The sequence below is a fragment of the Streptomyces sp. NPDC017246 genome (assembly GCF_044331325.1).
In the GTDB taxonomy this organism is placed as follows: domain Bacteria; phylum Actinomycetota; class Actinomycetes; order Streptomycetales; family Streptomycetaceae; genus Streptomyces.
This window is the reverse complement of sequence record NZ_JBIRMW010000033.1, coordinates 1-20066: the sequence shown is the minus strand read 5'-3', so window position 1 is coordinate 20066 and position 20066 is coordinate 1. Positions and strand designations below refer to the sequence as shown.

The 20066-nt window shown below is 69.2% G+C and carries 17 protein-coding genes, 1 tRNA gene and 2 pseudogenes; 10 read left to right on the top strand and 10 right to left on the bottom strand.

The annotated features are described in order from the left end of the window. The first annotated feature begins 482 nt into the window (after positions 1-482). Entirely contained in the window at positions 483-1925 is a 1443-nt protein-coding gene (locus ACH4MY_RS37890) for a DUF4158 domain-containing protein (RefSeq protein WP_398009365.1), read from the top strand. Positions 1926-2087: 162 nt separating this feature from the next. Here ACH4MY_RS37890 and ACH4MY_RS37885 read toward each other — a convergent pair. Beyond that, positions 2088-2165, bottom strand: a tRNA-Trp gene (locus ACH4MY_RS37885). A 338-nt stretch (positions 2166-2503) separates the two neighbouring features. Between ACH4MY_RS37885 and ACH4MY_RS37880 the strand changes: the two genes are divergently transcribed. Further along, positions 2504-3109 carry a GPP34 family phosphoprotein gene (locus ACH4MY_RS37880; RefSeq protein ID WP_398009363.1) on the top strand — a complete coding sequence of 202 codons (606 nt, stop codon included), beginning with the start codon at positions 2504-2506 and terminating at the stop codon, positions 3107-3109. A gap of 203 nt (positions 3110-3312) precedes the next feature. On the opposite strand, the gene ACH4MY_RS37875 is transcribed toward ACH4MY_RS37880, so the two are convergent. Further along, positions 3313-4137, bottom strand: coding sequence for a hypothetical protein (locus ACH4MY_RS37875; protein ID WP_398009361.1), 825 nt, complete (start codon positions 4135-4137; stop codon positions 3313-3315). 147 nt (positions 4138-4284) lie between these two features. Beyond that, entirely contained in the window at positions 4285-4752 is a 468-nt protein-coding gene (locus ACH4MY_RS37870; protein WP_398009359.1) for a hypothetical protein, read from the bottom strand. Between the two features lie 22 nt (positions 4753-4774). Here ACH4MY_RS37870 and ACH4MY_RS37865 point away from each other — a divergent pair, with 22 nt between their 5' ends. After that, on the top strand, positions 4775-5545 hold the full coding sequence (locus ACH4MY_RS37865; RefSeq protein WP_398009357.1) for a transposase: 771 nt from the start codon (positions 4775-4777) through the stop codon (positions 5543-5545). 145 nt (positions 5546-5690) lie between these two features. After that, a complete protein-coding gene (locus ACH4MY_RS37860; RefSeq protein WP_398009355.1) occupies positions 5691-6362 on the top strand; it encodes a class I SAM-dependent methyltransferase in 672 nt (223 codons plus the stop codon). A 122-nt stretch (positions 6363-6484) separates the two neighbouring features. On the opposite strand, the gene ACH4MY_RS37855 is transcribed toward ACH4MY_RS37860, so the two are convergent. Next, a complete protein-coding gene (locus tag ACH4MY_RS37855) occupies positions 6485-7273 on the bottom strand; it encodes an AAA family ATPase (protein WP_398009353.1) in 789 nt (262 codons plus the stop codon). Then, positions 7270-7725 (bottom strand): hypothetical protein, encoded by a 456-nt coding sequence (locus ACH4MY_RS37850; protein WP_398009351.1) that lies wholly within the window; start codon positions 7723-7725, stop codon positions 7270-7272. The genes ACH4MY_RS37855 and ACH4MY_RS37850 overlap by 4 nt, the downstream gene beginning before the upstream one ends. Here ACH4MY_RS37850 and ACH4MY_RS37845 point away from each other — a divergent pair. Next, positions 7724-8119, top strand: a complete 396-nt coding sequence (locus ACH4MY_RS37845; RefSeq protein ID WP_398009349.1) for a Tn3 family transposase — start codon at positions 7724-7726, stop codon at positions 8117-8119. The two genes, ACH4MY_RS37850 and ACH4MY_RS37845, sit on opposite strands and share 2 nt — an antisense overlap. A gap of 145 nt (positions 8120-8264) precedes the next feature. Here ACH4MY_RS37845 and ACH4MY_RS37840 read toward each other — a convergent pair whose 3' ends face one another. Next, positions 8265-8882 (bottom strand): TetR/AcrR family transcriptional regulator, encoded by a 618-nt coding sequence (locus ACH4MY_RS37840; RefSeq protein ID WP_398009366.1) that lies wholly within the window; start codon positions 8880-8882, stop codon positions 8265-8267. 66 nt (positions 8883-8948) lie between these two features. Between ACH4MY_RS37840 and ACH4MY_RS37835 the strand changes: the two genes are divergently transcribed. Next, complete coding sequence (locus tag ACH4MY_RS37835; RefSeq protein WP_398009347.1) at positions 8949-10283, top strand: alpha/beta fold hydrolase; 1335 nt, start codon at positions 8949-8951, stop codon at positions 10281-10283. A 643-nt stretch (positions 10284-10926) separates the two neighbouring features. On the opposite strand, the gene ACH4MY_RS37830 is transcribed toward ACH4MY_RS37835, so the two are convergent. Beyond that, positions 10927-12021 carry an alpha/beta fold hydrolase gene (locus ACH4MY_RS37830; RefSeq protein WP_398009345.1) on the bottom strand — a complete coding sequence of 365 codons (1095 nt, stop codon included), beginning with the start codon at positions 12019-12021 and terminating at the stop codon, positions 10927-10929. A gap of 110 nt (positions 12022-12131) precedes the next feature. Between ACH4MY_RS37830 and ACH4MY_RS37825 the strand changes: the two genes are divergently transcribed. Continuing rightward, entirely contained in the window at positions 12132-12866 is a 735-nt protein-coding gene (locus ACH4MY_RS37825) for a TetR/AcrR family transcriptional regulator (protein WP_398009343.1), read from the top strand. Between the two features lie 560 nt (positions 12867-13426). Here the strand turns inward: ACH4MY_RS37825 and ACH4MY_RS37820 are convergent. After that, positions 13427-13654, bottom strand: a complete 228-nt coding sequence (locus ACH4MY_RS37820; RefSeq protein WP_398009341.1) for a DUF5133 domain-containing protein — start codon at positions 13652-13654, stop codon at positions 13427-13429. Between ACH4MY_RS37820 and ACH4MY_RS37815 the strand changes: the two genes are divergently transcribed. Next, positions 13640-15082: a rhamnulokinase family protein gene (locus ACH4MY_RS37815; protein ID WP_398009339.1), complete on the top strand. Its 1443-nt coding sequence runs from the start codon at positions 13640-13642 to the stop codon at positions 15080-15082. The two genes, ACH4MY_RS37820 and ACH4MY_RS37815, sit on opposite strands and share 15 nt — an antisense overlap. An 84-nt stretch (positions 15083-15166) precedes the next feature. Continuing rightward, positions 15167-15265 (top strand): annotated as a pseudogene (locus tag ACH4MY_RS37810) ((Fe-S)-binding protein); the annotation flags it as partial. A gap of 313 nt (positions 15266-15578) precedes the next feature. Here ACH4MY_RS37810 and ACH4MY_RS37805 read toward each other — a convergent pair. Then, a complete protein-coding gene (locus ACH4MY_RS37805; protein ID WP_398009337.1) occupies positions 15579-17495 on the bottom strand; it encodes a cellulase family glycosylhydrolase in 1917 nt (638 codons plus the stop codon). 1322 nt (positions 17496-18817) lie between these two features. Next, a pseudogene (locus tag ACH4MY_RS37800) lies at positions 18818-19154 on the bottom strand (DUF6009 family protein); the annotation flags it as partial. Between the two features lie 303 nt (positions 19155-19457). Here ACH4MY_RS37800 and ACH4MY_RS37795 point away from each other — a divergent pair. Further along, the gene (locus ACH4MY_RS37795) at positions 19458-19964 is read left to right on the top strand and encodes a pentapeptide repeat-containing protein (RefSeq protein ID WP_398009335.1); all 507 of its coding nucleotides are present in this window, start codon (positions 19458-19460) and stop codon (positions 19962-19964) included. Positions 19965-20066 lie beyond the last annotated feature (102 nt).

Genomic DNA, 20066 nt, shown 5'->3' with positions numbered 1-20066 from the left:
CTGGACCGAACACCACCAACACGAAATCACCGCAGCCCGCACCGCCTACGACAACCGCCAACACAACCAACCCACCTAAAACCCAACCCGCCCGGCCCCGGCAGGCCCCACCTCACCACGCGATCCCACCCACCAACCCCACACCCAGCAACACACGATGAGGCCACACCCCTCACCGACAGGGCCCGGCACAAGACGCCGAGCGTGATCTCCACAAGGTGGTCCGCTGGGCCCCGCGCAGTCCGGCCACAGCGTCGCCCAGGTCCCCCCGGGACACATGGTCCCGCCGTGGGCCACGACGACGCGGCCGATCCGGACGGCACCCAGTTCCGGCGGGGGCGGGCGCTCATAACCTCACGCAGCGCTCCAGAGCGACCCCGCCCTCCGTCCCGCACGGAAGACGAATCGCCCCCCTGCACTCCCGATCCGGGGAGGGGGAGGCCCGGCACGCGGCACACAGGGCCGTCCACCACGCCCATGCCATGCAACCCGCACCGGTGTGCGGGACCAGCCGGCCGCCGGCCCCGCACACCGATACGGCAGGTTCACATCTCCCCGGCCGGTGCCGAATCCGGAAAGCCGGGCAGACGCGCAAGAAGGACACGGCAGGTGCGCTCGGCCTCCAGGCCGAAAGCGACAGCGCCAACCCCACCACCGGTCGCCGCGACGAGGTTGCCCGAGTACTGCATGAATCTGAGGCAGGGCAGAACATGCCGCCCGCCCTATGCGGCAGAGACAGGCGACCACAACGCGTGCGGTGCAGCCGTCCCCCTTCCAGGCCCCGGTGTCCCAGCTCGGACACCAGCCGCAAAGCAGGTCGCCGGCAGCCGGATGCCTCCCGTTTCCCGGTCCGAGGCGCCGTCGTCGGTCTGATCGAGTGGTCGAGGCCAAAAGGGGCGGGTCTGCCGCAAGAGTGGTCACCAAAAGAGCTGTTGGCGAACTGGACGCTGGTAGAAGGAGCCTGGGACCTGGTGGCGAACAAGAGCGGGGCGACCCGGCTCGGCTTCAGCCTGTTGCTGAAGTTCTTCGAGCTGGAAGGCCGGTTCCCCGACGTGCTGGAAGAGGTCCCGCCGGCGGCCGTGGAGTACGTCGCCGATCTGGTGAAGGTCCCGGCCACCGACTTCACGAAGTACACACTGGTCGGCCGCGCCGCCGAATACCACCGCAAGCAGATCCGCGAGACCCTGGGCTTCAAGCCGTCGACAGTCGCGGACGAGAAGGCGCCGGCCGAGTGGATGGCCGTGGAGGTCTGCCCGGTCAAGCTGGAGGAGGACCGGCAGCCCGAGGCCCTGCTGGTCGAGTCCCGGGCCCGGAAGATCGAACCGCCGGGCCGGACCCAGGTCGAGAAGGTACTCGTCGCGGCGCGGGGCAAGCTGGAGAAGACCTTCTGCGCCCGCACGATCGGCCGCCTGGGCGAGGCGGGCACAGCCCGGCTGCTGTCCCTGGTGGCCGAGGACAACGAGGCGGGGACAGGCCTGCCGGCCGCGCTCAAGCGAGACCCGGGCGCGGTGGGCCTGGACTCCCCGCTCACCCCGACGGGCTGTTCGCAGACTGCTCGGAGAAGTTGGTGGCCGCCTGGCGGGCACAGGCGATCAAGATGTACCCCTCGGACTTCCGCCGCACGACGGAGGACGTACGGATCACCCTGCTCGCCGCACTGTGCTCGTCCCGTCACGCGGAGATCACCGACGCCCTGGTCGAGCTGCAGTTGCTGGACCTGCTGGGAGGCATCTGCCGGACCGACCAGTGGCACTCCGCCGCTCGGGCGACCCGGGACCGCGAGAACGACCCCACCTACCGGCAGCAAACCGGATGGGAGGCAGCCGCAAGGACAGCCGTGTACGCAGTCCGATCAGTCATCGAGGGTGTCGCATCGTCCGTCCGGCCGGAGGATGCGACACCTGCTCGGAAGTTGCTGCAGGTAATGGACGACACCCCGTCGTTCCCCGAGCGATGAATGCCAGCTCTCGGCCGGGCTCCTCTGCCACGGCTTCTATGCCAACCCAAGGGCGGCAACCCACGCGCAGGACAACAGCCCTGGCACAGTGCGGCCACCCACTTGGAAGAGGCTGACAGCAGCGCACTCCTGGCAGGGGCGGCAGGATTTGAACCTGCGGCGTACGGGTTTGGAATCCGTTGCTCTGGCCAGGCTGAGCTACGCCCCTTCGACAGACGGATCTTGACACCGAGACGCTACGACCCGCCACCCGATTTCCGGCGGGCGCCTGTACACGCGAGACCGCCGTGGCCAGCGTGGCCACCGGCGATCTCGCCCAGGACACACCGCGATCCCACGGGCCCACATCCCAGCACACTCAAGCTCCCACTCTGACGCCATCCGCAGGAACTGCTCCCTCGCACCAGATCTTCGGCCCCGCGGGCGGGGGTGTCCGGGCGATACTGATCGTGACAGCCGTCCCGACCACCGAGCCGGCACTGAACCTGGACCTGGGCCGACCAGGCACAGACTCACCTTTGTCGATGTCTCCGAGGGGAGCCGTTCATGACCACGGCGAAAGACCTGTTCATCATCGCCATGGACCCGACAGCGGAGCAGCCTGTCGGCCAGGGGGACCTCTCCCTCGCACTCGCAGGAGCCGAACTGATCGACCTCATCGGTGCGGGGGCCGCCACCGTGGACGGCGACCGCATCATTCCGGGCGGGTCCACAACTCTCGACGACCGGCTTCTGGACGAGGCCGCTGTTCGACTCACACGGCAGGCACCCTACGAGCGGATCGAGGACTGGCTGTGGCGCCGCGGCCAGGACCTGTCTGCCGCGTACCAGACCGTTCTGGAAGAAGACGGAGAGCTCACCCGGAAGCGAAGCAGCCGGTTGCCCTTCGCCCCGGAGCGCGTCGAGCAGGTCGACACACCCGCCCGCCGCAGGGCGGCCGACCGTTGGAAGGACAAGGAACCTGTCCTGGTCGCACTCGCCACAGTCGTGGGCATCGGCGACGGCCGGCCCGACGACGATCCTGTCCTCCACGATGAAACAGCGGCGACCGTGGTAGCGATCACTCAGGACGCGGTGATGGAACTCGAAGCCGTACGCCAGAGGCGATCCATCGAAAACGCCGCCTACGCCAACCTCTGGCGCGCACCGTAAGGCAAGCCCAGACCCCGGCCTGGGCCCAAGCCCAGGCCTCGCTGAGGCTGTAGTCGTCGGGACATAAGCATCCTGACATCCGGACGAGCCCCGCCGAGTGAGACCGGGCCACTCGTATCGATCGAACGGAAGACGGAACGACGTGGCCGGCGCGGGCAGCTGTCGGCGCTCACCAACGCCTTTCCGGGGAAAGCCGATTGATGTCAGAACGCCCCCACCGACCAGAAGACACCCACCTCGTCGTCGGCCACCGCGATCACGCCCAGGTCGTCGATGAGGTCGAGGCCGTTGAGGTACTCGGAGGTGAGGAAACCGTAGGATTCCGTTCCCTGGAGGCCCGCCGCGAGGAAGTCCGGGCGCGGGTCAGCGACGGCGGCCGTCGCATTGGTCCAGTAACGCGCGGTGGGCCCGTACCGACCGAGAAGAGTCCGGGCGTCCGCCAGCAGAACGTCCCGGTCCCGACGGGAGCGTACCGGGGCGTGTTCCGACTGCCATTCCTCGGCCATCACAGCGAGCGCTGCAACCGCCGCCCCCGCGTCCAGGGGGTGCAGGCGGCCGGGGAGCTCCGACGCGTCCGGGGGATCGAAGGGATACGCAGGCACGATGTGACGGGCGGCATTGGCGCGGTCTCCGTCCAGTCGGAGCCAGCCCCGAGGGTCGGAGACCGACCGATGCAGCACAGCGTGCACGTCGTGCGCCCAGTTCTCGTGTCGCCGAGGGCCGGTGGCAACAAAGGTGTACGTGTCGTCGAGCAACCGCAGGGCCGCTTCGTTCCAGGGACTGCGCCGGCGACGGAACTCCACCAACAGACTGCCGACTTGACGGACACGGACCTCTCTCGGCTCGCAGGGGATACCGTTGAGCTGCTCGAGGGCCCAGTGGCCAAGCTCGCCCCCTCCTTCCGCCCCTTCGACGGCAGAACGAAGCAGCCCCTGCGCAAGCCGGAAATCCGCTCCGTCCCAGAGCGCTTCCAGGTGCGCATCGAGCAGGTCCAGGACGATCCGGTCAGAGTCGGCAGGCAGAGACATTCTGTTACTGTAAGTCGCCGCTTTCGACCCCATGCCGGACCCAGGCGTACTCCCCCGTAAGGATCGGCCGCCGCTCCTCCGTGCCCGCACGGGGAAACCGTCGTCCTAGGGCTGTCCCGTAAAGATCTTCGGGGCCCGGCGGCTGGACTATCCCATGGCCGCTCGGGCCGCGTCGAGGAACGCCAGCCGGTTGTCCTCCAGGTAGTCCCGCACGCTCTCGCCGTCGGGCAAGCCTTCCCAAACCGTCCGATTGAGGTCGAGGAAGTACGCCCGGGCCGCGTCGTGTACGGGCAGGGGGAACTGGATGCGGATGAGCCGCTCTGCGACCCACAGCCTGTTCATCACGCCCTGGGTCGTGACGTTCCAGGCGTGGGTGTCGTCCCACTCGGAAGACCGGCTGAACGCGGAGCGTTCGGCCTCGGCCGCCACCTCGATGAACCGCTCCAGCAGCGCCAGCCGCTCCGCGCGCCGCGCCTCTGACAATGCGCTCTGCTGCCGTTGCTGTTCAGCACGTTCCGCTGACGACTGAGTCCTGTGCTGGACGAGGTAGGACAGCATGCCGCCGAGGACAACACCGCCCAAGGATATGAGGAATACCAAGACCTGACCTGACATGGCCGTTATGGTCCCATGCACTGTGGCTGGTGTGATCACGGCGTCGGAGCCGTCCTGGATAGCCCCGTTCACCGGGCTGAGCCCGCGCCTGTTCGGGAAGCTAGTGACCGTGCTTCGGCGTGAGGGCGCTGACGCGGTTCGCAAGGGCCGGCCGTGGAGCCTTCCGCTTGAGGACCGGGCACTGCTCGTCACGGCGTACTGGCGCACGAACTTGACGATGCGCCAGCTCGCCCCGCTGTTCGGGGTGTCCAAGTCGCCCGCTGGCCGCATCATCGACCACCTCGGGCCGATGCTCGCCCTCCAGCCCTGCAAACGGTTCGCCAGGGACACCGTGCTCATCGTGGACGGCACCCTGGTCCCCACCCGCGACCACACCATTGCCGAGCGGTCGAAGAACTACCGGTACTCCACCAACCACCAGGTCGTCATCGACGCCGACACCCGCCTGGTCGTCGTGGTGGGCCGGCCGCTCGCCGGGAACCGCAACGACTGCAAGGCATGGGAGAAGTCCGGCGCCAAGGCCGCCGTCGGTAGAACCCTCACGATCGCCGACGGCGGCTACCTGGGCACCGGACTCGTCATCCCGCACCGCCGCGAGCCCGGCCAGACCGACCTCCCGGACTGGAAAGAGGAGCACAACCGGTCACATAAACAGGTCCGGGCTCGCGTTGAGCACGTCTTCGCCCGCATGAAGACCTGGAAGATCCTCCGAGACTGCCGCCTCAAAGGCGACGGCGTCCACCACGCCATGCTCGACATCGCCAGGATGCACAACCTCGCCCTCGCCGGATAGATGAGCGGGCACACGACCACAGAGCAGGCTGAGGCGACTCGGAGAGCATTTGCGGGACAGCCTTTAGCTGGACCAACCGCACAAGGCGGGATGAATCATCAGCGTCTCTCGGCGCACCTCCGGGCCGGGAGCTAGTGTCGCGGGCATGGCCGATCACGATGCCCTCAGCACCACCCGCCAGGCTTACGACGAAGTCGCCTCTCTGTACGCACAGCTGTTCCGCGAGGAACTGCGCGACGCGCCGTTGGACCGTGCGATGTTGAGTGCCTTTGCCGAGGTCGTGCGTGCGAGTGGGAACAGTCAGGTCGCGGACCTGGGGTGCGGGCCTGGCCACATCACGGCTCATCTCGACGAGTTGGGTCTGGCGGCATTCGGCGTTGACGCCTCCTCGACGATGATCAAACTGGCTCGAGAGGCGTATCCGGCCCTGAAGTTCGACGTGGGATCGATGGCCGCACTGAGCACCGCGGACGGCGTGTTGAGCGGCGTACTCTCCCGTTGGTCCATCATCCACACCCCGCCGCAGGAACTCCCCGCCGTCCTGGCGGAGTTTCACCGTGTACTGGCGCCTGGCGGCCATCTTCTGATCGGGTTCTGGGCCACTGATGATCCCTCTCACGAGACGCAGATCTTCGATCACGCGGTCGCTCCGGCCTATCAGTGGTCGCCCGATCACCTAGCCGCGATGCTGAGCAAGTCCGGGTTGACCGAGGTAGCCCGGATGGTGCGCGAGCCTCAGCCCACCGACCGGCGCCAGTTCCAGGCGATCCACCTGCTCGCCCGCAAGCCTCTGGACAGTCCCGTAGGTGATCACTGATCTGGTCTCTGGCGGAGCGGCTGCTGTTCGGGCGGATTACTCATCCGCCAAGGGCGCGGTCGCACCGGCTGACAATGCCATTCACCGCGACGGGGTGGACGCCGCCGCCTTCAAGGCGGCAGTCACGCAGTGGGCCTCCCACGCCTTCCCATGCGGACCGCGCTCGACACGGGCGTGCCTGCTTGCGGGACGGGTTGCGCTTGCTGCCGGGCTTCGTCCGGGGGCAGGACGTCCAGGCGCACCACGATGGTGGCGTGGTTCCAGATCGTGGAGAGCCGGCTGGTGGTCAGGAGGCGTCCGGTGGCTGGTCCTTGGGTCAGCGAGGCGATGTCGGCGCGGTCGCTGACGTTGTCGAGGACCAGGAGCCAGCCGGTGTGGGCGGCCAGCCACTGCAGGGTGCGTTTGGCGAGTTTCTCCACGGGCAGGGCGTGGGCGAGGGCCGGTTGCAGAGCGGTGGCCAGGTCGGCCAAGCCCTGCTGAACACCTGCTTCGCTGTCGGCGTTGATCCACCGGACCGGGGTGCAGCCGTGAGCACGGGTGGCAGCCCAGTGAGCGGCCAGAGCACTCTTGCCGATTCCTCCCAGGCCGTGCACTGCCTGGACCACCGCCCCGCCGGGCGTGGCGAGCGCGGCGTCGAGCCGGTCCAGCTCGCGGGTGCGGCCGACGAAATGACGGGGGCGGTTGCGGAGGTTGTCCAGTCCGGGCGGGGCGTCCACCTCGGCCGCGGGCCGTAACGCCTCGGGCGGGAGAGCGACGTCTGTGGCGTGGTCGCCGGTCTGGGCGATCCCGTAGTTGTCGCCGGCAATGGCAATGGCAATGGACCGATCGCCTCCCGCGTGCGCCCCTGCCGCGGGCTGGACGGGCTCAGGTGCCTGGGTCTTCTCGACCTGCTTGCGGTAGGGCCATTTCACGGCTGGGCGCCGCCGTGGTCACCGGTGGACAGCGTGCCGGTGTTGTTGCCCCCGATGGCGATCGTCCGCTCCCCTGCTGCGGTCACAGTGCCCGGCGCCAGTGGGCCCGGCGACGGTGCGGGCGTCTGGTTCCCAGCCGCAGCGGGAGGTTGGCCCGCTCCGGTGTCACCAGTGAAAACGGGGCCCGAGTTGTGGCCGCCGATGGCGACCCCGCGCTCCCCGGTGACCTGGACCGCGGGGCCGGGGTTCTGACGCTCACGCGTGGCGAAGCGGTACCCCCACATGCCCACCAGCGCCGCGACGGCCGTACCCAACGCCGAGGCCACCGCCCAGCGGATCTCGGGATCCTCCAGGACCGACGGCAGGACCAAAGCCCCGCCCAGCCACGTGGGCACCGCGAAGCTCACAACCGTCACCAGAACCGCAATCGCCCACCTGCCGAAACGTCCCATGTCCGCTCCTCCCCGCGTCGGGCCGCAGCGCCCGGCAGCCGGCCCGGGCGAGCCTGCCGCGTTACACGCGGCCCTCGACGCACATCCGTGCGATGGCCAGGCCGAAGTGCTCCCTCGTTCAGGTCAGCAGTCCGCGCTGGTGCACGTCGACACGCTGCTGATACAGGAGGTCCCGACTGATCCAAAGTGGGCGGACAAGCTGACCGATGCGGACCGGCGGGCGCTGTCGCCGCTGTTCTGGACGCATGTGAATCCGTACGGACGGTTCGAGCTGGACATGAACTCCCGCCTCAAACTGGCTGCAGCCGCGGCGACGGCCAGGCTTCCCGGCCCCCGCAGCACGCCGGGAGCGCCCACTGCCCCGCCAGCGAGTGGCTGGGCCGGCCGGGCCTGAAGTCTCCAGGCCCGGCCATCCGGCTCTCCCTGCTCCCGGACGACCACGTCAACTTCCCCGGGCGCCAACGCCACCCAGCATCCGGCGCCGGACCCAAGATCAGAGCCCTCTGCCGGCGTGTTCGTGTGGCTACGGAGCAACCGCTTCACGGGGCCGGGTCTGGACGTCGAAGGCCAGGGAAGGCGGCGGGGGTTGCCCAGCCGCGCAGTACGGCATCAATCGTTGACCGGAACGCGGTCTCGGCTGCGGTGCCGTCGAGGCCGCCGGCCAGTTCGAGGGTCACGAGCCCGTGCAGGGAGACCCACAACGAGACGGCGATCAGCGTGGTGTCGCCCGCGAGGATCCGGTCCGCCACGGCACGGTCGATCGCCGCGACAAGCGGTCGTACTGGGTCTCGGTCGCCGACCCAGGTCGACGGTACGAAGGACTGCGCGCCACCGAACAACACCGCGTACAGGTGGCGGTGTTCGCGTCCCCAATGGCGATACGCCACGGCCAACGCGTACAGATCCTCCAGGGCGGCCTCCGAGGCGGGAACGGCCGTCAGGTCCTGAAACAGGCCTGCGACCGCCTGGTCGCGCACCTCGCGGATCAGTCCGTCCTTGCCCTGGAACAAGGTGTACACCGCCGCCGTCGACGTTCCGGCGGCGGTGGCCAGCGCGCGGACTGTGACCGACTCCTGAGGGCGGGTGGCGAACATCTCGGTCGCGCATGCGACGAGCCGTCCTCTGACGGCGTCGTCGTTCGTTCTCGGCCTTCCCATGGGAAGCAGTTTACCCATGCTGATAACATCGTTTCAAAACGCCGTTTCAAAACCCTGGAGCTCACCATGCCACCATCCGTCATACATCCCTTGCGCCTCGTCGGCGGCCTGCTGGCGGCCATCGCCGCGGTGGTGGGGCTCGTCGCCTTATTCCTGGCGCTGGTCGTCGCCACCGACGGCGCGGGCTCGGGATTCGTCGCATGGTCCGCGACTGTCGGCATCGCGGTTCTCGCCGCGCTGTGGCGGGCCCGCCGCCGCTCTTGGCGGGGACGGCTGGTGCCATTCCTGCCGGTGCTCGTCGCAGCGGCCCTGACACTGTCGGTGTGCGTCCCCACCGTCCCCACGACGCGCCACCACCCGCCTGCCCTGTCGTTCGTGACCGCCGAGCACTGGCGCCTGTCCACCGGCAGCCGGGTCGCGGTCTACCACTACCCGCCCACCGGCAACAACCGCCGGCAGCACGTCCCGCTCGTCTACCTCAACGGCGGCCCGGTGCGCGGCATCTCAGTGCTCGACCACCGCTTCCTGCAGCGGCTCGCGGGACAGGGCTACGACGTGTACGCCTACGAACAGGCCGGTGGTGGACGCAGCGACCTGCTGCCCATGGGCCAGTACTCGATCACCCGGTCCGTCGATGACCTCGGCGCCTTCGTCAGCAAACTCGGCAAGGGCCCCGCCGACGTACTGGGATTCTCCTCAGGTGCGGTCGTGCTCACCCGCGCACTGGCCGACCCGGCCATCGCCGACCACCTGCGCCGGGCGGTCATCGCCGAGCCGGGCCCGATGGACGGCCCCACCGCCCGGATGGCCGAGCAGAAGGGTCGGCCATCGGCCCGCGACATCGCGCCGGCCATGACCGGGCCGCGCTCCACACACGTCCCGCGGTACGCGGTCGCGTTCGGCCTCATGCGGCTCGGACTGCTCAGCCCGGACAACGGGCTGGTAGGGCAGGCGGAGGGCGACAACGCCTTCACCGCTGCCGATCTCGGCAGCGACACCGCGTCTGCCTACTGCGCGCGGGACTCGCACCGCATCCCGGTCGAGGACACTGCGGAGAACTTCTCCTTCAGCGCCGCCGCCAGCCTCCGCATCCAGCAAACGATCAAAGACTCCCCCTCCATCGCCCCGCAGCTCAGGCGCTCCCGGACACCCGCGATGCTGATGATCGCCGAGTGCTCCTCCCAGGTCCGGCAGTGGCAGACGACCGTCCTCGCGGACAACCCCGCCATCCAGCGCACCCAGTACATGCCCGGCGTCGGCCACCACATGTGGAACGGCCTGGGTGACAACGACCGACGAGCAGCCGCCGCCGTCACCGCGTTCCTCCAAGACAAGCCCGCACCGCTGCCCGACTACCCGACCCGAGCCGACATCCCGGCCTTCCTCCGGGGCCACAAGTAGGCGAACAGACCCATGGCATCGGAGCCAAGGTGCGTGGAGGAGCCGGCGGTTCCGCAGCGACGTTACGTGTCTCTCACAAACGACCCTTTCCCGGAGCAAGATCAAGAACAGTCGGCGAAAGAGCGGTCCGGATCCCGGATCGGCTGTCACAACCTGTTCTCACTCAAAAGGGGAACCGGGCATGTTCTGGGAAATGTTTGTAACAGCATTCAGCGCCATGCCGAGCCCTCAGACCGCACCTCCGTGCGACGCCGACGACGTCGAGGGCCCCCCTGCCCCCGTTGTAACGCACCGGCCAGTTCACCAAGGTGCCCCGGCTCGCAAGACTCCTGCGCGTGCCGACGCCCGCCGACCGCGGTCCGGGACAGCCGTGGCGGCCCGGTACTGCCCCTCCGGCGCCTATCGACCCGGACACCCCGACCGCGGACATCCGCATCGGGTACGCCCGGCGCTCCAGCCTCACCCGGGAACTCCAGTCACAGCTCTGACGGCGCTTCTTCAATCTCCCCAGATGGTGCTCATGAAGTGGCCAAACCTGCTCAGTTGAACTCCCCACCCGTCGGGTGGTGCTCTGGAGTATCTGGATGGCTCGTTCCGGGCCTGGGCCTGGACCCGGGCCCGCGAACCGCTGGCCGCACCCCCGTCAGATGCCCGCCGCAGCAGCTGACTTATCGGCGACTACCACCAGCCGTACGTGAGCCAGCAGCAGTTCGAGAAACCGTTCCGGCCGGCGGAACGCCGCGAAGTGGCTGCAGTCATCGATCAGTGCGAAGTTCTTGACCGGGGCCTGGACGTCGTCGAAGAAGCGGCGGGCGAGGTCGGGTGAGGTAAGGACGTCTTTCTCGCCCTGGAAGAGGAAGAACGGGATCTCGAAGTCGGTACCGTCCGCCCAGTCGTCGAACCCGGACGTGCCTGCGGTGACCTGTTCCGAGAAGCTCATGCCCTTGACGAAGTGTCCCAGCTCGCGCAGCGAGTGCAGAGGCGAGAGCCACAGGGACCCCATGACGACCTTCTTCATCGTGTCCAGGGTGAGGGGGTCGCTGGTGGCCAGCAGCTTGGCGTGCATCGCGCGCTCGCGGGCGGTCCAGCGGTGCTTGTCGGCGTCCAGGGCTTCGACCGCTGCGAGTTCCTTGCGCTTTCCGGTCGCCCGCAGTCGGGCGAGGAGTGCCTGGTGTACGGAGTCATCGCGGCCGGCGTCGTGGATGTTCTGATCGGTGCCGACGTAGGCGGCGTAGCGCTCGGGAAACTCGCGGGCGAGCCGCAGGCCGAAGGCACTGCCGTAGGAGTGGCCGAGCAGGACCACCTTGTCGACGGCGAGGCGGGTGCGGATGTGCTCGGTGACCTCGACCGCGTCCGCGTAGATCCGGTCGAAGGTCATCTCACCCTGTCCGTCGGCTCCGCCGTGGCCGAGGGTCTTGAGGGTGCCACGCATGTCCCAGCGGACGATGGTGAAGTGCTTCTCCCAGGATCTGGTGCGCGGCCCGAAGATCGCGGTCGAGCCGCCGGGGCCGCCATGCAGCTCCAGGACGACCGGGTTGGTCCGGTCGTCGCCGCGGACCGAGATCCACTGGTCGATGCCGCCGATGCGGACGAAGCCCTGCTCGTCGATGCCGTGCGGGCCGTCGATCTTCATGAGGGAGGCGTTGCGGAAGCGCTTCAGGGCGCGGTGGCCGAGGATTCCGGCGGCCGGCGCAGCGAGGAGTGCGGCGGCGGAGGTGGCGGCGAGGGCGGTGAGCATGACGACTCCCTGGGATCCGTTTCCATGAACTGTGTATGCCGTAAGCAGATAGCTATACGGTATAAACAGTTAGTGCGGGTCGTCAACAGGCCAGGGCGAGGGAGTTCAGGATGAGCGCGAGAGAGCCACGTAAGTCGACGGGGAAACGGAGCGGCGCGAAGGCGAGCTTCGCGCTGCTGTGGGGCGAGCAGGAGCAGCCGAGCCGGGGCCCGAAGCCCTCGCTGACCGCAGGCCGGATCGCCGAGGCGGCGATCGGGATCGCCGACAAGGAGGGCCTGGACGCGGTCTCGCTGGCGCGGGTCGCCAAGGAATGCGATGTCACCGCGATGGCGCTCTACCGGTACATCCCCGGCAAGACGGAACTCATCGATCTGATGGTCGACCTCGCGATCGGCCCCCCGGTCCGCGTCACTGACATCCCTGGCGGCTGGCGCCCGCAGTTGACCGAGTGGGCCCGCCAGTGCTCGGCCGTGTACCGCCGCCACCCATGGCTCCTGACGGCCACCGGCATGCGGCGACAGATCATGGGTCCCCATCAACTCGGCTGGCTGGACACCGCGTTGGCCGCGCTCGCCGGAAGCGGCCTGTCGGCCCCCCAGCGGCATGACACGTTCCTGCTGCTCGTGGGCCACATCCGCAACATCACCCAGCAGGCAGTCGAACACGACGAAGCGGCGAACGAGGAGTGGGCCCACCTCACAGCCGACGTCCTGGAACGCCACGCTGACCGCTTCCCCGCCCTCACGTCAGCGGTCGCGGAGGGCGCCTTCACGCCACAAGCCGGGGACCCACTGGACTTCGGCCTGGAGCGGATCATGGACGGCGTGGCGGCCCTGCTCCCGTAGCGAGCTCGTCGTAGCCGCCAGTCGGGCGCCCACCGATCAGCCTCCTTCTGCTTCCCGCATTTCCCAAGTAGTTACTCAGCGCTACACGCCACCTGGCGGTAGCTATACGGGAACAGGACCGACCCCGCCAGACAGGACCGCGGACGCTACAGAAAGAGACATCCCCCCACGGGCTCGGGAAGCAGGTGCGGTTGCGCCCATGACCTGGCGGACGAACGGGACCATCCCCGCGTACTCGTAGTACCGGTCGAAGTCCTCGCTCGGTTAGGCGTTGTGAACCAGGCGGGCGAAGGCACGGTGCCGGCAGGTGGCCTCGTACCGTGCCACGGTCCCCCTTGCCGATGCCGTCGCTGGAGTGACAGAAGAACTTCCTGCCCTGACCGGCACCGTCGGCAAGAGGCCCCCGGCGCTGCCGGGGGCCTCTTGCCGTTCTCCGTCCGGTTGGCGGGAGGTTCCGCTGCTCCTGGGCACGACAAGGGCGCCCGCCAGGCCCTGCCCGGCAGGCGCCTTCGGGCTGTCCCGGTCGGCCCGCGCCCCTCCCCGGCGCGGATCTGACCGGTTCAGGCCATCAGGACCGAGTCGTCCTCGGGGCGCGCTCCGGGCAGACGGTGGCGGGCCGCGATCAGCGCGGTGTCGACGTCCCGGGTGCCGGTGGACACACACAACGTGTAGGCGAGGTCCTCCATCCGCCGGCGCACCTCACGGCTCCCGTCCTCCGCGTGCAGCACGCTCGGTGCCTCGTACTCCTCGACCAGCTTGCTCAGCACCACCGGATGGGCCATCAGCACAGTGGATCCCTTCTCGCCGCCTGGGCGCCGGCCGCCCGGCTCGGAGTCGCGCGCACCCGCGACAGCCTGAACCTCACCGAGGTCCACCGCTTCGCCAATCGCCCCGTCCGCCTCCCGGAGGGACTGCGATGGGACATCCACGCCCTCTATACGGGGATCCTGGACGGGTTGCGCGCCCTCGGACCGGTGGACTCCATTGGCGTGGACAGCTGGGCCGTGGACTACGGTCTGCTCGATGCGGAAGGCCGTCTCCTCGGAGCACCGGTGCACTACCGCGATGAGCGCACCGAGAACGTGGCGGACAAGGTCTGGCAGACCCTCTCCCCCGAGGTGCTGTACACCCGAACCGGCATACAGCACGCCCCGTTCAACACCATGTACCAGCTCGTGGCGGCGCGGGGCACCGCCCAGGCGGACGCCGCACGCCGCCTGCTGCTGATCCCCGACCTGATCACATACTGGCTGACAGGCACGCAGGGAACCGAACTGACCAACGCCTCGACAACGCAATTGATCGATGCGCGTTCGGGTGGCTTCGCCACAGACATCGCCCGGGCTGTCGGCATCAATCCGACCATGTTCGCTCCGCTGCGCCGCCCGGGGGATTTGGCCGGGTATCTGCTACCGCATGTGCGCCAGCACCTGGGCTGGAAGCCCATAGTTCCCGTTACCACGGTCGCGTCCCACGACACAGCCTCGGCCGTCGCGGCGGTCCCGGCTGGCCGTGGCGAACACTTCGCCTACATCTGCACCGGTACCTGGTCTCTGGCAGGACTGGAACTGTCGGCACCGGTCCTGACCGAAGCCAGCCGCCGGGCGAACTTCACCAACGAGCTCGGTATCGACAGCACTGTCCGCTACCTGCGCAACATCATGGGCCTGTGGCTGCTTCAGGAATGCATGCGCGACTGGGGCGAGGACGATGTGGTGACGGTTCTGGGCGAGGCGGCCACTGCCACGGGACTGCGGTCGGTGATCGACGCCTCGGGCTCCGAGTTCCTCGCACCCGGCGGGATGCCCCAGCGGATCGCCCAGGCCTGCCTTGCCACTGGTCAGCCCGAACCTTCGACCCGGGGCGAGATCACGCGGTGCATCCTCGACTCCCTCGCGCTGGCCCACCGGCGTGCGATCGAGGAAGCGCAGCAGCTGTCCGGCCGCCACGTCGACGTCGTGTACGTGGTGGGTGGCGCCGCGCGCAACGAGCTGCTGTGCCAGCTGACGGCCGACGCGTGCGGACTTCCCGTCGTCGCCGGCCCGGTCGAGGCCGCCGCGCTGGGGAACGTACTGGTCCAGGCGCGTGCCCACGGTTTGGCCGGCGACCACGCTCAGATGCGAGAACTGGTGGCTCGCACCCAGCCGATGCGTCGCTACGAGCCGTCTGGTGACCAGTCTGCCTGGAACGCCGTCGCCGTGCGGATCGCCGGTTAGTCCGGTCCCATGAACCTCCGGGTGGGCACGGACCTGACACCGTGCTCACCCGGAGCCCTACCGTTCGAAGTGAAGGACCCCGCGATGCGTGTCGTTCTCTTCCTCACCTGTGTCAACGACACGCTCTATCCGGACACCGGCCGTGGCGTGGTGGTGGGGCTGATCCTCATGGCCGTCGGCATCATCGGCACCACCGTGCACACGAGCATCCTGCGCCGCTGCCGGGTCGTCGTTCCCCCGGTCGCCCCGGCGGTGACCGAGGACGAGCGGCGGAGCCTGCACTGAGACGGAGGACGGACGAGGGCTGGGCCGGAGCTGGCATGGCTGCCAGGTGCCCGGTGTCAGTGCCGGTGTCGGTGCCGGTGCCGGTGCCGGTGCCGGTGCCGGCGGACGGTGCCGGCGGACGGTGCCAGCGGACGCGGTGGACATAGTCGTCCGGTGTCCGCCGGCACCGTGCCACCGTTCGCGCCGAAGCCGGACGGCGGCCGGCCGGCCCTCAGAGGGCCCGGCAGAGGAGGGCGGCGGGCTTGTTGCCCCTCGCCCAGGCGCCGCTGTGCGCGACGCCGGCCGCGTACTCGTCGCTGCGGCACTGGCCCTTGTAGTTGCCGAGGGCGAACTCGCCGCCGGGCGCACCGGCGGGTCGGTTGTCTCCGCGGTCGAACCACAGCGTGCGGCCGGCCTTCGGCAGGGCCCGGGCGGCCTCGGCGCACAGTACGGCGGACACGGCCCGGCCGCGGAGGCTGTAGCCGACCATGAACTGGTTCGTGGGGCACTGGAACTTGGTGTAGCCGCCGGCCCAGTCGCCGTCGGAGACGTGTCGCTCGTCCCTCACGACGGTCAACGTGCCTGCGGGCGCGGCGAGTCCGCGGGCTCCGGTGTCTGTGCACAGACCGCGCCCACCGTCGTGGGAGAGCCCGACGATACGCTGGCCGTCGGGGCAGGCCGCCTTGCGGGCGCCGTTGTCCCAGTCGCCCTTCGCGCGGGCGCGGAGGGACTGGACGAAGTCGGCGTGGTCCGTGGAGAGCATGTCCCAGGTGTCGGTGACGGGTACGGCACCGGACGTGCCGGGGGCATCGACGAGCCGCTGCCAGTGCGCGGTGCGCCAGTCGCCGCCGTCGAGGACGCCGGAGCGCCGGCCCTGGCTGTCGTAGTCCAGCAGCTTCCACCGTCCGTGGCCGGTGAAGCCGACCGCCGGCCAGTAGGCGAAGTCGGCGTCGTGCTCGATGAGGTAGTCGACGAAGTTCGCGAACCAGGTCCGGCCCTGCGGGTTGGTCTCGTCGGCGCCGATGCCGAACTCGCTGATCCAGACGGGCGCGGTGTAGTGGCGCCCGGTGTCGTCGGCGACGAAGAGGGCCTGACGCTGCAGGGTCTGGAACAGCTCTTCACGGGGGAGCTCCTGGTAGCGCCAGTCGCTGGTCTCGCCCGTGCCGGTCGCGCCGGTGTGATGGGGGCCGGTGTAGCCGTAGAAGTGGGCCGAGTAGACGAGCTTGTTCGAGGCGACCAAGGTGTGGGACAGCTCGCGGGCGGGTTCGAGGGTGGGCCGCCCGTGCGGGGTGAGATCGGTGGGGATGCCCTGCCAGTTGATGCCCTCGACGATGACGAGGAGATCGGGGTTGGCCTCGGTGAGCAGCCGGTCGCCCACCCGCTGGGAGGCGGCCCACCAGTCGTGGTCGTTGCCCCAGCCCCAGTTGGCGTCGTCCATGACCGTGCGGCGGACCTCGTTGTAGAGGTCGGCGCCGACGACGCGCTTGTCGTTCTTGTAGCGCTCGGCGAGGAAGAGCCAGTCGGCCTCCCACTGGGCGGTCGACTGGCTGGTGTTCCAGCGCTCGTTGCCGTCCAGTCCGCAGCACCAACGGGAAGTGTTCGTGTGGTTGTTGAGGATGACCGCGAAACCCTCCGCGGTGGTCGCCGCGATCACCGAATCGAAGACCTGGAGTGGGGTCTTGCCCTTGAGGGCCGGGTTGGCCGCGACGGCGCGGTCCGGCACGGGCCGCTGGTCGTGCAGCATCTCGTTGGAGAAGGGCAGCCGGATGCTGTTGGCGCCGAGCCGGTGGAAGTCGGCGAGGATGCCGGCGAGCGGGGCCCGGTCGAGGCCCAGGGGTACCTGATCGGAATTCTCGGCGTCGTGGTGACTGGCGGGGTCGTTCACGTCGCCTGTGCCGTTGTACGAGCCCTGGGCACCGTGCCAGTTCACGGACTTGAGCTTGAAGCGGTCGCCGCGGGCGTCCACGACGTAGCGGCCTCGGGTGCTGAGCGGCGGCTGCCAGCTCTCGGCGAGCAGGGAGCCGGCGGACGAGGGTGAGGACGTGTGCGTGGCCGCGGGTGCGCTTGCGCGGGCCGGTGCGGCGGTGGCCGGGTCCCCGGCGGCGATGAGGGCCGCGGCGAGCGCGACTCCCAACAGTGACTTCTTCATGAAGGCCTTCGGTGGGTGACGGGTGGGGGCCGTGCCTCAGTACGTTCGCGTAAACAACAGGCGGCTGACAAGACTCCGTACCCACAAGTAGCCGCCTTCGACGGCCAGTTCCCCGGCAATTCACCAGGATGACCACCATGAGCACCTCCGGGCGGACGCCCCCTATCATCTGTCGGGACCGGCAGAGGGCGCTGCCAGCAAGAACCCGGGTCCGGTCACGTCGTCGATCATGGCCTCCTTCGCCGCGGAGCTCGGACACCAGGCCGTGGTGGTCCACAGCAGTCGGCTGGTACTCGGTGTGGAAGACGGACGGCTCACACTCGCCGACACCGGCGAGCGACCCGTCTCGGCGCCCGTCGCAGGCACCCCCGTCCCAGACACCCGCACCCACACCCACACCGACGCGCCCCTGGATCACGTACTCGATGTCCGTGTACTGGTGGGCCTCCTGGGGCCACTGCCACATGGATGAGCCACGCGGTCGACGCCGGTACGAACGCCTGTCGGCCTCAGACGCCGGCGTAGGCGATGTCGAGGACCGTGAGGCTGCCGGTGGGGTTGCCGTCCGGGCGAGGCGGCGGCCAGGCTGGAGACGGCGCCGAGGTATTGGAAGCCGTCGCGGGGGCTGGGAGTCAGGTGATTGATGGCGCGGATCGCGTCGGCAGTCCGGTCGGCGAGCTGCGCGGGTATCGACCAGCCCGGTACGCACTGGAGCAGCGACAGGCGTCAGGTGAGTGGCTCCGGCGCGGGTACCGGACCAGGCAGTGGACCGGGGTGGGGCCCTGGCTCCGGTCGCGGGTCGCCTGGCTGGGGGGCCGGCCCGGGCAGCGGTGGAGTCGGTGGCACCGGGTCAGGGCCGCCCGGCGGGGGCACCGGACCGGGTACCGGGCCCGGTCGCGGGCCCGGGCCTGGCCCAGGTACCGGGGTGGGGCTCGGCGGGACCGGGTCGTTGGGCGGCGTACCCATCGTCGCCTCCGCGTGGCGGCGCTCGGGACGCGGCTCCGGCGGTGGCGCCGACGGGCCTGGCCGAGTCGGGGGGCCGGTCTGTACGTCGCTTCCCATGATCACATCAGCTCACTAGGTCGGGGTGGATGGAGCTCCCTCCCTGTTCGGGTGCCCGAGGAGGGCCCTCTCATGCCTTTGCCTTGTCCCGTCTGCCTGCTTGCCGGGAGGCGGCATGTGGTGCGGGAGGGAGTCCAGTCGACCGGAGTTCTACCAACGAGACCGGATTCTTCTGCTCCCGATGCCCTCCGAACATATTCGTCAGATGATGTCGGAAGTTAAGTCGCTTGAGTCGCTTCGGACTCTGTTCGGCGGGTATGTCAGAGCGGAAGCGCTATTCCGAGCTCCTGCATGGCACTGTGCGGGGCCCCCTTCAGAGCGTTCGGTCTTCCTGCCCTTGCTCGGGGGGGCGAGCATGCCCGGGTCGACGGCTTCGGCGGGTGCGGAGCCGGCGTACAGGCCGTCGGGTTCGGCGTCGCGGTCGTGCGGGAGGACCCAGAAGACGCGGCGGCGGAACGTGCCGGAGGCGCGGGAGGCCTTGGCGTCGGAGCCGAGGACGGCGTAGCCGACCATGCGTCCGTCGCGATGGTAGGCGGGCTTTCCGGTGCGGGTGGGGAGACGGTCCAGGCTCTGGCGGACGTAGTCGAGGCGGGTGATTGTGTGTTCATGGCATGGGCCAGGCCCACGATTACGGCGCGTGACGTCGTGAGTGGCGGGCTTCTTCGTTTCGGGATGCCCTGGGAGGGGTGAGGTGGAACCAGGGCACCGAGCGGCTTCGTCGGAGCGTGCAGCGGCGCGACGAGGGTGGAGGGTGGCGTCCTGGACCCCGGCCTGAGGCCGCTGGAGGGTCCAGGGCCGGGCGGGCTCCCTGGTGGTTGATCGCTGTGAGCCTGGCGGGGCCGGCCTCGTTGCTCCGCGTACGCGCGTGAACACGCCCCGGTCCCGAAGAGGCCTCCTCCCGTGCTCGACGAGGAGCCCTCGCCGAGCGCCGACATCCGGGCGACCGTGACGTTGCTCGGCGACCGCCGCTCCGATCTCGACCAGGCGGTGCAGATCGGCCTGAGCGACACCGACCTGCGTGGGCTGCACCTGCACGGGGCGGACTTCGGGTGGACGGATCTGGGCGGAGCGGATCTCAGTGGCGCGATCCTCTTCGACGTGGACTTCCAGTCCGCTTGGCAGACCAGGGCGAAGCTGCCGCGGGCGTACCTGTGGAGCACGAACCTCAGCGACGCCGACGTGTACGACGCCGACCTCACGGACGCCCGGTTCTGCGCCGTCGTCCTCGACGGCGAAACCACTCACGAGTGCGCCGACCTGAACGGAGCCCGCCTGATCCGCGCGAACCTGACCGGCGCGGACCTCACCCGCGCGGATCTCAGCACGACGGAGTTGCGCGTCGAAGGTGAGGGGGAGCCGGGGAGCCTCGGCACGGGTGCGCGACTCTTGTCGGCGCGGGCTCAGTGAGGCGAATCTGAGAGGCTGTTGTCTTTCCGAGTGTGATGACGGCGTTTTCACTGGTCAGGGGTAGTGGTGGCGTCCGTGTGGGAGTGATGGATCGTTGTTTCG

Coding starts and splice junctions, on each gene's coding strand:
- ACH4MY_RS37890 (WP_398009365.1), top strand. CDS start 483: ATGCAACCCGCACCGGTGTGCGGGACCAGCCGGCCGCCGGCCCCGCAC.
- ACH4MY_RS37880 (WP_398009363.1), top strand. CDS start 2,504: ATGACCACGGCGAAAGACCTGTTCATCATCGCCATGGACCCGACAGCG.
- ACH4MY_RS37875 (WP_398009361.1), bottom strand. CDS start 4,137: ATGTCTCTGCCTGCCGACTCTGACCGGATCGTCCTGGACCTGCTCGAT.
- ACH4MY_RS37870 (WP_398009359.1), bottom strand. CDS start 4,752: ATGTCAGGTCAGGTCTTGGTATTCCTCATATCCTTGGGCGGTGTTGTC.
- ACH4MY_RS37860 (WP_398009355.1), top strand. CDS start 5,691: ATGGCCGATCACGATGCCCTCAGCACCACCCGCCAGGCTTACGACGAA.
- ACH4MY_RS37845 (WP_398009349.1), top strand. CDS start 7,724: ATGTCCGCTCCTCCCCGCGTCGGGCCGCAGCGCCCGGCAGCCGGCCCG.
- ACH4MY_RS37850 (WP_398009351.1), bottom strand. CDS start 7,725: ATGGGACGTTTCGGCAGGTGGGCGATTGCGGTTCTGGTGACGGTTGTG.
- ACH4MY_RS37840 (WP_398009366.1), bottom strand. CDS start 8,882: ATGGGAAGGCCGAGAACGAACGACGACGCCGTCAGAGGACGGCTCGTC.
- ACH4MY_RS37835 (WP_398009347.1), top strand. CDS start 8,949: ATGCCACCATCCGTCATACATCCCTTGCGCCTCGTCGGCGGCCTGCTG.
- ACH4MY_RS37830 (WP_398009345.1), bottom strand. CDS start 12,021: ATGCTCACCGCCCTCGCCGCCACCTCCGCCGCCGCACTCCTCGCTGCG.
- ACH4MY_RS37825 (WP_398009343.1), top strand. CDS start 12,132: ATGAGCGCGAGAGAGCCACGTAAGTCGACGGGGAAACGGAGCGGCGCG.
- ACH4MY_RS37815 (WP_398009339.1), top strand. CDS start 13,640: ATGGGCCATCAGCACAGTGGATCCCTTCTCGCCGCCTGGGCGCCGGCC.
- ACH4MY_RS37805 (WP_398009337.1), bottom strand. CDS start 17,495: ATGAAGAAGTCACTGTTGGGAGTCGCGCTCGCCGCGGCCCTCATCGCC.